This is a genomic window from Pusillimonas sp. ANT_WB101, assembly GCF_008369125.1.
In the GTDB taxonomy this organism is placed as follows: domain Bacteria; phylum Pseudomonadota; class Gammaproteobacteria; order Burkholderiales; family Burkholderiaceae_B; genus Allopusillimonas.
Genome location: NZ_VOAY01000004.1, coordinates 178385 through 190742 on the forward strand (window position 1 = coordinate 178385; position 12358 = coordinate 190742).

13 protein-coding genes and 1 tRNA gene are annotated in these 12358 nt (G+C 54.6%); 8 read left to right on the plus strand and 6 right to left on the minus strand.

Features of this window, described 5'->3' with window-relative positions; all coding sequences use genetic code 11:
* Position 1: 1 nt before the first annotated feature.
* Both FQ179_RS16965 and FQ179_RS16970 read right to left on the minus strand, forming a co-directional pair.
* A complete protein-coding gene (locus FQ179_RS16965; protein ID WP_149398506.1) occupies positions 2 to 367 on the minus strand; it encodes a carboxymuconolactone decarboxylase family protein in 366 nt (121 codons plus the stop codon).
* Positions 368 to 428: 61 nt separating this feature from the next.
* Positions 429 to 746, minus strand: coding sequence for a helix-turn-helix transcriptional regulator (locus FQ179_RS16970; RefSeq protein ID WP_149398507.1), 318 nt, complete (start codon positions 744 to 746; stop codon positions 429 to 431).
* Positions 747 to 893: 147 nt separating this feature from the next.
* Here FQ179_RS16970 and FQ179_RS16975 point away from each other — a divergent pair, with 147 nt between their 5' ends.
* The 3 genes from FQ179_RS16975 (at position 894) to FQ179_RS16985 (ending at position 2740) form a co-directional block, all read left to right on the plus strand.
* Positions 894 to 1532, plus strand: coding sequence for a pseudouridine synthase (locus FQ179_RS16975; protein ID WP_149398508.1), 639 nt, complete (start codon positions 894 to 896; stop codon positions 1530 to 1532).
* 352 nt (positions 1533 to 1884) lie between these two features.
* A tRNA-Cys gene (locus FQ179_RS16980) sits at positions 1885 to 1958 on the plus strand.
* Positions 1959 to 1999: 41 nt separating this feature from the next.
* The gene (locus FQ179_RS16985) at positions 2000 to 2740 is read left to right on the plus strand and encodes a FadR/GntR family transcriptional regulator (protein WP_149398509.1); all 741 of its coding nucleotides are present in this window, start codon (positions 2000 to 2002) and stop codon (positions 2738 to 2740) included.
* Between the two features lie 480 nt (positions 2741 to 3220).
* Here FQ179_RS16985 and FQ179_RS16990 read toward each other — a convergent pair whose 3' ends face one another.
* Positions 3221 to 4915, minus strand: a complete 1695-nt coding sequence (locus tag FQ179_RS16990) for an L-lactate permease (RefSeq protein WP_149398510.1) — start codon at positions 4913 to 4915, stop codon at positions 3221 to 3223.
* 401 nt (positions 4916 to 5316) lie between these two features.
* On the opposite strand from FQ179_RS16990, the gene FQ179_RS16995 reads away from it, so the two are divergent.
* The 5 genes from FQ179_RS16995 to FQ179_RS17015 all read left to right on the plus strand — a co-directional run bounded on the left by FQ179_RS16995 (position 5317) and on the right by FQ179_RS17015 (position 9209).
* On the plus strand, positions 5317 to 5955 hold the full coding sequence (locus tag FQ179_RS16995) for a DUF2946 family protein (RefSeq protein ID WP_149398511.1): 639 nt from the start codon (positions 5317 to 5319) through the stop codon (positions 5953 to 5955).
* A 79-nt stretch (positions 5956 to 6034) separates the two neighbouring features.
* Positions 6035 to 6622, plus strand: coding sequence for an NUDIX hydrolase (locus FQ179_RS17000; protein ID WP_149398512.1), 588 nt, complete (start codon positions 6035 to 6037; stop codon positions 6620 to 6622).
* A gap of 42 nt (positions 6623 to 6664) precedes the next feature.
* Positions 6665 to 7387: a leucyl/phenylalanyl-tRNA--protein transferase gene (gene aat, locus FQ179_RS17005; protein WP_223146293.1), complete on the plus strand. Its 723-nt coding sequence runs from the start codon at positions 6665 to 6667 to the stop codon at positions 7385 to 7387.
* 36 nt (positions 7388 to 7423) lie between these two features.
* A complete protein-coding gene (locus FQ179_RS17010; RefSeq protein WP_149398514.1) occupies positions 7424 to 8152 on the plus strand; it encodes an arginyltransferase in 729 nt (242 codons plus the stop codon).
* Between the two features lie 19 nt (positions 8153 to 8171).
* Positions 8172 to 9209 (plus strand): quinone-dependent dihydroorotate dehydrogenase, encoded by a 1038-nt coding sequence (locus FQ179_RS17015; protein WP_149398515.1) that lies wholly within the window; start codon positions 8172 to 8174, stop codon positions 9207 to 9209.
* A 300-nt stretch (positions 9210 to 9509) separates the two neighbouring features.
* On the opposite strand, the gene phaP is transcribed toward FQ179_RS17015, so the two are convergent.
* From phaP to FQ179_RS17030, 3 genes are all read right to left on the minus strand, one after another.
* On the minus strand, positions 9510 to 10091 hold the full coding sequence (phaP, locus tag FQ179_RS17020) for a TIGR01841 family phasin (RefSeq protein WP_149398516.1): 582 nt from the start codon (positions 10089 to 10091) through the stop codon (positions 9510 to 9512).
* A 573-nt stretch (positions 10092 to 10664) separates the two neighbouring features.
* Positions 10665 to 11477, minus strand: a complete 813-nt coding sequence (locus FQ179_RS17025; RefSeq protein ID WP_149398517.1) for an IclR family transcriptional regulator — start codon at positions 11475 to 11477, stop codon at positions 10665 to 10667.
* A gap of 69 nt (positions 11478 to 11546) precedes the next feature.
* On the minus strand, positions 11547 to 12353 hold the full coding sequence (locus FQ179_RS17030; RefSeq protein ID WP_149398518.1) for a molybdopterin-binding protein: 807 nt from the start codon (positions 12351 to 12353) through the stop codon (positions 11547 to 11549).
* Positions 12354 to 12358 lie beyond the last annotated feature (5 nt).

Here is a 12358-nt window from a genome sequence, read left to right on the forward strand (position 1 = left end):
ATCAACGATCTCCAATGAGGGCTGTTTCTTCAGAAAACTCTTCAAATGCCGCAGCGGCGTTCGAGGCATACATCGTGGCTGGACCGCCACCCATGTAAACAGCAACGCCTAACGCTTCAAATACTTCTTCACGCGTTGCCTCCAGGCGCACCAACGCCTGCGTGTGGAATCCAATACAACCGTCGCAGCGTGCTGCCACGCCGATCGCAAGTGCAATCAGCTCTTTGGTTTTAGCGTCTAGCGCACCAGGGGCCAGGGCCGCCTTGCCCAGTTCGCCAAAGCCTTTCATAACTTGTGGCACCGTTTTATGCAATGCAGCCAGATTGCCTTTTACTTCCTGCGTTAGATCCTTGTAGTGTGTCGTCATGGAGACTCCTTTATCATCGACGGGAACAGCAAAGTTAGCGACGAACAAATACGGGCGACAGTCACGGGGCGCAATAAATGCCCCAAAGCGTGCGCATGATCTGGACAACTTCGTCGCTGGCCAAGTGGTAATAAACGTACTTGCCGCGCTTTTCGGTGGCGACCACGCCTTCTTGCCGCAAGACAGCCAATTGCTGCGACAGTGTTGGTTGGCGGATACCCAGCGCAGACTCAAGTTCGCTGACGTTCTGCGGTGCCACGCTTAACTGGCACAGCAACAGAAGACGATCCTCATTAGCCAGTGTTTTTAGCAGCGCACACGCCTCGCTGGCGTGTGCGCGCAGTTGATCGGGAGAAAGTGTTGTTGGGCCCTGACTCATAGTAGGTAACTCGACATTCAATTTATATTATTATAGTATATATTTTTATATATTGATAGCCAATGAGATTGATACCTGTAAACTCCCATCATTACTGCCACAATTTCGCTCAAGCGTGTTTCGCTAGCCACCTTATCGGACGGCCCCATGCCTGCTCCTGCTTACCCACTACGCCGACTTCGACCGGGCACCCCGCATGCAGCTCGCACGGTCAAGCCCCCACCTGAGCAGCCACGACTCATCGTGCTGAACAAACCGTACGATGTATTGCCGCAATTTTCCGATGAACAGGGCCGCGCCACACTGAAAGACTTTGTCAATGTGCCCGACGTCTACCCTGCCGGAAGGCTGGATCGTGACAGCGAAGGCCTGCTGCTGCTTACCAATGATGGCCGACTCCAGGCACGCATTGCTGACCCCAAGTACAAAATCGCCAAAACCTACTGGGTGCAGATAGAAGGCGAGCCATCCAACACGCAATTGCAACAATTGCGCGACGGCGTCATACTTAAAGACGGCCTTGCCACAGCCAGTGAGGCCCAGATCATCCCACCGCCCGACCTCTGGCCGCGTACCCCACCCGTGCGTTTTCGCAAAAGCATTCCCACCACATGGATAACTCTGGTGATCCATGAAGGGCGCAACCGCCAGGTGCGACGCATGACCGCCGCTGTCGGTCTGCCAACCCTAAGGCTTGTGCGGGCACAAGTGGGGACTTGGGCTTTGGCAGGTTTATTGCCGGGCCAATGGCGCGACGTGGCGCCAACACTTCCAACAATCGATTAAGCCCCGTCTGCTGCGCGCGGCACGCTCGCGCTCCTGCGCATCACACATACAATGCAATGCGCACGGTCAACCTCGTGAAGCGCCCGGCTGCCTCCCCGCATGGCAGCACGCGCCTTACCGTCAACCACAGCTAAACTCGGTCTTGTACCGTTCATGCCGACATCCGCATAGCGCATTTAACAAACCCTTGTCTGCAGAGAACCTCGCTGGCGTAACCCACAGGTATCCATCTGCAAGCAGACGATGCTGGAATAGTGTAGAATCATGCTCTTGGCTCGATGGGCAGTTTGCTCGGGCCAAAGCCCAAATAAGGGAAGCCGCTGCGCTTCCCTTTCCAATATTTCTTGTCTGCGGCGCGATGGCAGAGTGGTTATGCAGCGGATTGCAAATCCGTGTACCCCGGTTCGATTCCGAGTCGCGCCTCCATACTTATAGCGGTACCCCCAGAGCCAAGGCAGGCGTGTCATATGGCGTTTGAACCTGTGCAGTCCTATACTCGCGTCCGGCTATCCGACGTGGTTTCAGACCAGATCAAGGCGCTTATCGCGAAAGGCGAGTTAAGCCCAGGTGATCGATTGCCAGCAGAGCGCGAACTTGCCGCGCGCCTCAGTGTTTCGCGGGCATCTCTGCGCGAAGCGCTGGTGCGACTAGAAGCCGACCACTATATTGCCTCTGAAGGTCGCGGTGGGTTTGTTGTTGCAAACCTCACCACCCAGATGGTGTCCAACCCACTTACCGAGTTGGTGTTGCAGCGCCCAAGCGCCTGTATTGACGTGCTTGAGCTGCGCCTTGCGCTTGAGTCACGCGCCACCGAACTTGCAACCCAACGCGCCACCGAAAGCGATCTTGACAATATACGTCAGGCATTCGAGGCACTGCGCGACCACACCCTGCGCCCTGAGCACGGCACCATTGCAAGCCTCGACGCACGCTTTCATATGTCGATCGCCCAGGCTACACACAACTTTGCCATCATTCATGTCATGAATGGCCTGCACGGCTTGCTGCAAGAATCCATGCGCAGCGCTCACAGACTGGTCAACTACGATCACAATGTCGAGCTACAGTTGCTTGACCAGCATCAGGCCATTTTCGACAGCATCATGCACCGAGATACCGAAGGCGCTCGCCAGGCTGCGGAGCTTCATCTGGGCTATGTGCGCACCCTGTACCAACGCCACAACGCGGCCCAGCAGGGGCAAATTTAACCAGCGCATTGGCCTCACGTCATCAGCGCCGCAACCTCCTGCGGCACTGAGCCCCTCTTGATCTGTTGCCAAGCCTATCTTTGAGTTCTTTTTTAGATTTCGCTTTACCAACACGAATGGAATGCGGCTGCAAACCTGATTACCACACCGCTCACCTTGCAGACTGGCCGGGTGTAAGCCACGCCGCCTTGATCACAAGAGCTTCGCGGTTATCGGCCTGATCGCCCTGCTTGGCAGCACTTTCTATCCGACTCTTGCCCAGCGGCTCGCAGCTTGTACTCGACGCTTCCTTCCCACACTCGGTCACCCTCATTTAATTGTGCTTCAATACGTTCGCTGCGCCCAACCTCTTAGGAGCAGCGAACACCGGGCGCAACGAGAAAAAGGCTGGGTTCTGTGTTAAGAACCCAGCCTTTTTAAGCAGACCATGGCAGCCACATGGCGCCAGGATCGTCTTTTTCTTGTGTAAGCCGATAGTACTTACTTTGCCATGAGCGGATCAGTAATACCCAAGACATGCACCCCAATCATGGCGATCAAACCCACAATGACTAAGTAATACAACGTTGGCCAGATGGTTTTGCGCAGCACTGCACCTTCGCGACCCAGAAAGCCTACCGTGGCCGATGCCGCGACGACATTATGAATGGCAACCATATTACCCGCTGCTGCACCAACGGCCTGTACGGCAACAATCAATGCACTGGAAACGGCAAGATGTTCGGCCACACCAAACTGGAACTGACTGAGCATCATATTGCTGACAGTATTCGACCCTGCAATGAACGCACCCAACGCACCTACGGTAGGAGCAAAAGCCGGGTAAACCTGGCCCACGGTATCAGCCATCCACTGCGCCATGACAATAGGCATGCTGGCCAGACCACTGGCGTTAACACCCGAGTTGATCAGAATACGCACCATGGGAATGGTAAAGATCAGCACAAAGCCGGCCCCCAGCAACACCTTGGTTGACTCTGAAAACGCAGCACCAAGCTCACGTGGCTTCATGTGATGGATAAAGTACGTAGCCAGCACGGCAATAACCAGAATGCCACCCGGCAGATACAACGGCATAAAGTCACCACTGACTCCAGCCTCGCCCATGATGTTTTTGAATGCGATCACCACAGACTTCATGGCACTGCCAACAACCGGCACGGTGCGGCTGATGATCAGAAGCAACGCCACGAGCACATAAGGCATCCAGGCCCTAACACCGCTCATGGCCCGGTTAGTCATGTCTTCAATCTTGATTTCAACCGTACCCAGCCACTCGGAAGGCCAGTCTTTGGCGTCGGCAAAGTCCCAAGTAGTTTTGGGTACAAGAAAACCTTTTTTTGCCGCGATGGTAACTATCGACAGGCCGACCAGACCGCCCAGCATAGACGGAAACTCCGGGCCCAAAATGATACCCGTAAGCATATAAGGAATGGTAAAGCAGAAGCCCGCAAAAATAGCGAATGGAATAGCGGGGAAGGCATCGCGCCAGCGCTTTTCTTTACCAAAGAACCGGGTAAGCATAAGCACCATTAACACGGGCATGATCGTGCCTGTAATGGCATGAATAATAGCCACTTCAGATACGATCAGGCGGAAGTACTCGGGCCAGTTGCTACCCACCGCAACCAGACGCTCGGTAATACTTGCGGTATCAAGCCCACTGTTGATACCGATGATCATCGGTGTACCCACAGCACCAAACGATACCGGCGTACTTTGCACCATCATGCCCAGCATGACGGCCGCCATGGCCGGAAAGCCCAGGCCTACCAATAACGGCGCAACAATGGCAGCAGGTGTACCAAAGCCCGAGGCGCCTTCAATAAAGCAACCAAAAAGCCAGGCAATAATGATGGCCTGAATGCGGCGATCAGGGCTAAGCGCGATGAAGCCAGAGCGTATGGCCGTCATGCCGCCTGAGTACTTGAGCGTGTTCAGCACCAGAATGGCACCGTAGATAATCCACAGCACACCCGCAGTGACGATCAGACCTTGAAGCGTGGAGGCAATAACCCGGTTCAGGCTCATGTCCCAGGCATAAAGCGCTACCAGCACCGAAAGCAGGTATACCAACGGCATGGCACGCGAGGCTGGCCAGCGCAGTGCAACCAGCAAAACAGCGGCCAGCAGTATTGGAGAAAACGCGAGCAGCGCAAGAATACTTAAAGACATGTCACCTCCGATATGAAGGTGGACGCGCAGGAACGGAAGGTTCCGTTGCTGGATATGGAGCAGTTCAAAAAAGTCTCCTTGGGATTGACGTCAGACTGAAATGCCTGGAATTTAATAGCGGTGGGTATCTAAAACAACCCTTTGGCCTGCAAAATACCTGATCGCGATAAACACGGCGCAACCCGATTTTTATGGTCTGACCAACCGGACCAAATATTAATTTGCACTATAACTCATGTCAACGAGAACACCGCTTTTGGGGAACAATCTAGGGTTTACCATAAGCTGAAAGCCGTTTATATGCTGCTCACACACCCCGTTTCAGCCCATTTCCTACAATTTTTTCTTGCGGCCGGGCAACTCTTCTATACTTGATACACTGAGCTAAAGAGAGGTTATCTGTGGATGAACAAGTTCTGGCCGCCATGGCACGATGGCCCGATGTGCCTCATGTGTTTGGCTGGCTGTCGCTAACCCATCAGGGAAAATGGCGTCTGCACCCCAATGCCGACGCGCTGGCGCATCTTGCCGACCGCAGCCTCTTACCGAGCCCTGGTGAGCCCATTTCCAGTCACACCATTCTCAATTTCATCAACAAAAACTACGAAGGTGACGCGCAAGGCCGCTGGTATTTCCAAAATGGTCCACAGAGGGTCTTTGTGCGGCTCGACACGGCCCCCTATATTTTGCATACCACCACCGACACGCAAGGCACGCTGCAGCTAACTACCCATAACGGCCTTCAGGTCACTCATGTGCGCCAATGGTTGCTTGCCGATGAGGGCAGCCTGTTTGCTCAAACCGAACACGGCCCAGGCGTGATCAGCGGACGCGATCTGGAAGCGGTATTAACCTTGCTGATCACAGAAGACAATATCTCGCTGCTTGATCGCCTGGAGCGCACACCCGACGCCACAGGCCCCTTTGTCGTTACCAACAGCTTTCATGGCGACGCGCAATCTGGCGAAACCCTGCTGCAACGCTGCCCAAACGCAGACATTGCCGCCACACTGGGTTTTCAGCGCAACCCACAACCTTAACCATAGCCCAAGACATGCCGTATTGTTTGCGTCTTGCCCCACAACCATGATCTCGGCGCCTTGAGTAAAATCTGCAGACATGACACCGCACGCCCCAACACTTTATTTTCCAGCGCCACGCGCACAACAATTTTGCAGCCAGTGCGGAGAACGGCTTACCCGGCTTATTCCTCCCGACGACAACCGCGAACGCGATGTCTGCGAGCATTGCGGGGCCGTTCATTACCAAAACCCCCGCAATGTGGTGGGGGTGCTGCCCGTGTGGGGCGACAAAATCCTGCTGTGCCGGCGCGCCATCGAGCCGCGCTACAACAAATGGACGCTGCCGGCCGGCTTCATGGAGCTGGGCGAAACCACGGCACAAGGCGCCATGCGCGAAACCCAGGAAGAAGCAGGCGCACAAATAGAGCTCGGGCCTTTATATACGATTATTGATGTACCGCATGCCGAGCAGGTGCACTTTTTTTACTTTGCCAACGTACTCAGTGAAGACCTTTACCCTGGGCCCGAAAGCCTTGAGGCACGTTTTTTTCGAGAAGATGAAATACCCTGGGACGAGCTGGCGTTTCGCACCATAAAATCAACGCTCGAGCATTACGTGGCTGATCGCAAATCGGGCACATTCCCTATACGCTATTATGAGATTCCCGATCCGTATCCAAAGTAGTCTGGAGCAGTTGTGACTGGTCTTACCTGGCTTGATGACCATATGCCTTTCCCTGATCCGGGCCTGGCGATGCCCGAAGGGCTTCTGGCGGCGGGCGCAGACCTGTCTGTACCCCGGCTTACTGAAGCCTATAGCAAGGGCATTTTCCCCTGGTACAACGAAGGTGACCCAATATTGTGGTGGAGCCCTGACCCGCGCATGGTGCTGGCCTGTGACCATTTCAAGGTCTCGCGGTCATTATCAAAAAAACTAAAAAGTATGGCCCAGACGGAGCTCACCTTAAACGCTCGGGTACGCATTACAACAGATGTGGCGTTTCCGGGCGTTATTGCGGCCTGCGCAGGCCCGCGTGGCACACAACGCGCCACCTGGATCTCGCTCGATGTTCAGCAGGCCTATTACGCCTGGCATCAGGCGGGAGCCGTACATAGTGTTGAAACCTGGATCGACGGCAAACTAGCCGGCGGCCTTTATGGCGTTTGCCTGGGGCGCTTCTTTTTTGGCGAGTCTATGTTTAGCCACGTCAGCGATGCCAGTAAGCTGGCACTTGCCTATTTAACGCGTTTTCTGTTGGCCCAGGGCATCAGGCACATCGACTGCCAGCAACAGACCCGGCATTTGGCAAGCCTTGGGGCAGGGCCCATACCACGACGACAATTTCTTGCGCTACTTACCCATGCACTTAGCCAGCCGTCTCCCGACTGGAAGCCTGGTCAGCTGTTGTACTCTGGCGAGCTTGCGCCACTGAGCCAAACTACCTCATAATCAGCTGTATCAGCCACGCACAACCGAGCGCCTGCCATGACCACACTAAACGAACCGGGCCTGCAAACCTTGCAGTTTTATGCCACGGCTGTTTACCCTTGCAGCTATATTCCGGGCCGTGAAGCGCGCTCCCAGGTGGCCGCGCCTACACACCTTATTAACGCCGAGCTGTACTCAAAACTTGTCGAACAAGGGTTCAGGCGTAGCGGGCTGTTCACGTATCGGCCGCACTGCGACCATTGCAACGCGTGCGTACCCGTCCGCATTGATGTTGCCCGTTTTCATCCCAAACGCAATCAACGCAAGTCCTGGAACCACCATAGCGACCTGGTGCCACGCGACTTGCCCCTGCACTGGAATGACGAACATTTTGCACTTTATGAACACTACCAGCATGCACGTCATGCTGGCGCTGGCATGGATGAAGACAGTCGAGCCCAATACACGCAGTTTTTACTCACCAGTCGCGTCAGCTCACGCCTGATCGAGTTTCGTCAGCCCACCGGCGAGCTAAAAATGGTGTCCATTGTCGATATTCTCGATACCGGTCTGTCGTCGGTGTACACTTTTTTTGATCCTGAGGCTGCCGGCAGCCTAGGCACCTACGGCATACTCTGGCAGATAGACCGTTGCCGTGCCATGGGTCTGCCATGGCTCTATCTGGGGTACTGGATACAGCAAAGCCGTAAAATGATGTACAAGTCCCGCTTCCAGCCCTATCAATTGCTGTATGACGGCCGCTGGCAAGATGCCGACAAAAACTAAACCTACCGTATCCTCAGGCATGTCATTTTTATTTAATAGTTATCCGCTGGCCCGCGCCGCGCTGTTCTCCATGGACGCAGAAAAGGCGCACGACCTTACGCTATCAGCTCTGCAAAAAGCCTACGACTGCAGCCTGACCCGCGGCTTGCTGGCCGCCCATCCCCAACTGCCCTGCACACTAATGGGGTTATCGTTGCGTAATCCCGTAGGCCTGGCTGCCGGGCTTGATAAAAACGGCGCGCACATTGATGCACTGGGTAATCTGGGCTTTGGCTTTGTCGAGGTCGGTACAGTTACTCCAAAAGCACAACCTGGCAACCCGCGCCCCCGCATGTTCAGGCTACCGCGGGCACAGTGCCTGATCAACCGCATGGGCTTCAACAACCACGGGCTTGACGCCTTTATTGCCAATGTACGCAAAAGCCAATGGCGCAGCCAGGGCGGCATTCTCGGCCTCAATATTGGCAAAAATGCTGCCACCCCGATCGATAATGCTGTCGATGACTACCTGCTGGGGCTAGAAGGCGTATATGCACACGCCGATTACATCACCGTTAATATTTCATCACCCAACACCGCCAACTTGCGCAATCTCCAGGGACGAGACGCACTTTCAGCATTGCTGTCCCCCCTGCAAGAAAAACGCAAAATGCTCGAAGATCAATACGGGCGGCGCGTACCCCTGGCCATAAAGATCGCACCCGACCTAACAACCGAAGAAATTGATGTCATCGCCAACCTGCTGCCCCAGCATGGCATAGATGGCGTCATCGCCACTAATACCACGCTGGCTCGCGACGCGGTGCAAGGCCTGCCCTACGCCAACGAGGCAGGGGGGCTATCAGGGCCACCCGTTCATGCACTATCGTTGGCCGTCATCAGCCGATTGCGCGAACAACTTGGTGCCGGCTACCCAATTATCGGTGTAGGCGGCATAGCCACGGGCCGCCAGGCTCAGGAGAAAATCGCGGCAGGTGCTAATGCCGTGCAGCTTTACACCGGGCTTATCTATCAAGGCCCGGCACTGGTACAACAATGCGTTAATGCACTTAGGTAGAGCCTTGCACTTCACTTCGTTCGCTGCGATCAACTTACGGGAGGGTTTTCACCTCCAAAAGTGCGCCCATGCCGAACTACCCCCAGAAACTAGACACTGACCCAACCTCTCGGGTGAAGAAGGTTTAATCTGGACACGACGTTAAACATTCTCTCGTAGCGTTGTGTCTAGTTTCTCGTCACCTCTGCAGGGTCAGTTCATACTGGGCGCATGCAAAAAAGCCCACGGTTTTATAAACCGTGGGCTTTTAGCTGTAACCCAAACCAGCCCTAAAAAGACTGGCCTGACTACAAAACCTAATTAGGCCTTGCGAGCAGCAGCGCGTGGAGCAGCTTTGGCAGCAGCTTCAGCGGCGTCAGCAGCAGCTTTGAACGTAGCGTCAGTAGCTGCGTTGATGTTGGACTCAGCTGCATCAGAAGCCTGGCGTACAGCCTTGCTGACTGACTCATAGGCGTTGTTGGCAGTAGCCACCGACGACTTCATCAGTGCAACAGCACCTTCGGAGCCGGTAGGGGCATTCTTGGCGATTTGATCAATGGCTTCGGTAACCTGCTGCTGGCCCTGGGCGATTTGACCTTCGGTCAGCTTGGACAGATCAACCTGCACACCCGACAGAATGTCGTAAACGTGCTTGCTGTAAGCCAAGGATTTTTCAGCGTTAGGCTGAACCAGGCCCGACGTAAACGCAACAGCGTCTTGTGCGTCTTTGATCTGAACGACTTGCTGCGATTTTTCGGCAACTTCGTCAAGCGTGGCTTTCACGACCTTGAGGTTAAGATCGATAAGTTTTTCGAAACCAGCGAAAAGCGTGCCTTGGACTGCAAGCATGTTATCAAGAACTGCTTTCTGGCTGGCTGCTACGTGTTGGGGGATCGCGCTCATGGTATTTCCTTATGGTGGAACCGCTATCTAAGCGGATTCAAAATGGTTGAACAGAGTTCAAGCTTAAAAATAAAGAAGGCCCAGCAAATCACCTAACAACTGTGTTGAGAAACCTTCGATGCTGCAATGCACAATTAGAAGTTTACCTTAATAAACAACGAAGTCAAGAAAAAATGCTGCATTGCAATAAATACCTGTTGGTACCACCCAACAAGCGTAACCCCCCCCCCGCTTGAGGCGAAACCCTGCAGATAAGCTTGATGTGATCCGGCCTTGAAGATTTTGTAATGAGTATTTAACACTGCACCGGGTTACCTGATAGCAGGCCTTTGCTAGTCGCCCAAAAAAGACGATGGCCTTGCCGATCACTCTGATCAAGGTCGCATTTTAGAAACGCATGCCTGCCCGAGCCGGGAGCTGCGACACACCAGCAGGGACTATATGAAAAAATAATATCGCAGCAACGCAGCGAGTAGATCTGATGAAAAGCTAAAGCAATGAGTTGCCCTCATTGATCGCCCATGGCCCTCAGGCAGCGCGGCAATGCAGCAGTCACTTGCCCCTAGCTTATAGCTATTGCTCAGCCTCATAGCCCAGCGATTCGGAAATGGCGGCTGCTGTACGCAGCAATATGGGTATCCATTCATCGCGCATACGCTCGGCAGGAGCAGAAAGCGACAAACCGGCCTGCAACTTGCCGGAGTCGTCATAGACCCCCGCTGCAATACACCGCACGCCTAGTTCAAGCTCTTCGTTATCGCGTGAATAGCCGTGACGCCTTACCAGCGCCAGGTCGCGCTCGAGTTGATCAAGCTGTGTGATGCTGTTGCGCGTCGTGCCCGCCAGGCCTGTACGCGTAGCGTAGGCACGTACCAGACGGGGATCTACCACCGACAGAAAAAGCTTACCGGTAGACGTAAGGTGCAGAGGTGCCCTGCCTCCGATGGCGCGCACCACTTGCATGCCCGACCGCTCGCTCCAGGAGCGCTCGATATAAACGATTTCGTCGCCTTGCTGCAGCGACAGGTTGACGGTTTGGCCGGTAAGTTTGTGCAATTCGCGCATGTGCTCAATGGCCACTTCACGAACATTAAGCCGGCCCTTTACCAAAGAACCCAGTTCGAGCAGTCGCATGCCCAGCTGATACATACCACTATCTACCCGCTCCACATAACGGCCCACAACCAGATCGTTAAGTATGCGGTGTGTCGTGGACGTGTGCAGCCCCGTGGCCGCCGCCAGATCTTTCAGAGCCATGGGGTCAGGGCGCGTGGCTAGTACATCGAGCAGCAGCATAGCGCGCTCAAGCACCTGAATGGTGATGTGAAGATCAGTAACGGGCGCGAGCCCGTTGGCGGTAGCGCTTAGTAAAGTAGTTCGTGGCATGGTTTTGTGCTTATTGTGATGCGGCGCAACAATTCCATATTATGAAATTTTCAACAGGATTAGCAAGCATTATTTTTCGGGAGGATTTAGCTGCCCACCAACCCGTAAAACCTCTTCCCGTAAATACGCCAAGGCCTCGGCGGCAGCAACGGGTTCACCCTTTACACCCAGATCAATGTGAGGATGCCCGCCATCGCCCATGCTGGGCAGGCTGAATGCCTTGACACCCGGCCAGCGACGCTCAAGCTCTTCGAGTGCTGGTGTAATGCGGGATTCAGGTAGCCTGAAGGCCAGAAACGAATGCTCTACACGTGATACCTGATGGTGCTGGTTGGCATAGCGGGTGTCGAGAGTCCATTCCATCATGGGCCAGGCCATGACCGGAAAACCGGGCATAAAGGTATGGTCTTTGATAAAAAAGCCGGGAATCTTGTTATAAGGGTTGGGCACAATCTCGGCACCGACAGGAAACACCCCCATTTGCAGGCGTTGCTGGTTTTCGGGCAACAACATGTCGGCACTGCCCTGCCCCTTACGGGCGCTGTCAGCACACCGCTCGGCGATGAGGCGCTCTGCATCAGGGTGCAGCGCGAGAGGCAGCCCGAGCGCTTCGGCGGCCGCTTGACGCGTTTGATCGTCAGGCGTGGCACCTATGCCACCACACGAAAATACAATATCGCCACTGGCGAAGCTGCGCTTCAGCGTGGTCACGATAGTGGCTCGCTCATCGGAGATAAACTCGGCACCACCCAGATGCATGCCGCGCTGGGACAACAACTGCACCAGTGTAGAAAAATGCTTGTCCTGGCGCCGACCGGAGAGAATTTCGTCGCCGATGATAATTAGCCGCACTTTGCGGAGATCAGTAGAGCTCATATCGC

Coding starts and splice junctions, on each gene's coding strand:
- FQ179_RS16985 (WP_149398509.1), top strand. CDS start 2,000: ATGGCGTTTGAACCTGTGCAGTCCTATACTCGCGTCCGGCTATCCGAC.
- phaP (WP_149398516.1), bottom strand. CDS start 10,091: ATGAGCGCGATCCCCCAACACGTAGCAGCCAGCCAGAAAGCAGTTCTT.
- FQ179_RS16965 (WP_149398506.1), bottom strand. CDS start 367: ATGACGACACACTACAAGGATCTAACGCAGGAAGTAAAAGGCAATCTG.
- FQ179_RS17025 (WP_149398517.1), bottom strand. CDS start 11,477: ATGCCACGAACTACTTTACTAAGCGCTACCGCCAACGGGCTCGCGCCC.
- FQ179_RS17000 (WP_149398512.1), top strand. CDS start 6,035: ATGACACCGCACGCCCCAACACTTTATTTTCCAGCGCCACGCGCACAA.
- aat (WP_223146293.1), top strand. CDS start 6,665: ATGCCTTTCCCTGATCCGGGCCTGGCGATGCCCGAAGGGCTTCTGGCG.
- FQ179_RS16970 (WP_149398507.1), bottom strand. CDS start 746: ATGAGTCAGGGCCCAACAACACTTTCTCCCGATCAACTGCGCGCACAC.
- FQ179_RS17015 (WP_149398515.1), top strand. CDS start 8,172: ATGTCATTTTTATTTAATAGTTATCCGCTGGCCCGCGCCGCGCTGTTC.
- FQ179_RS17030 (WP_149398518.1), bottom strand. CDS start 12,353: ATGAGCTCTACTGATCTCCGCAAAGTGCGGCTAATTATCATCGGCGAC.
- FQ179_RS16975 (WP_149398508.1), top strand. CDS start 894: ATGCCTGCTCCTGCTTACCCACTACGCCGACTTCGACCGGGCACCCCG.
- FQ179_RS17010 (WP_149398514.1), top strand. CDS start 7,424: ATGACCACACTAAACGAACCGGGCCTGCAAACCTTGCAGTTTTATGCC.
- FQ179_RS16990 (WP_149398510.1), bottom strand. CDS start 4,915: ATGTCTTTAAGTATTCTTGCGCTGCTCGCGTTTTCTCCAATACTGCTG.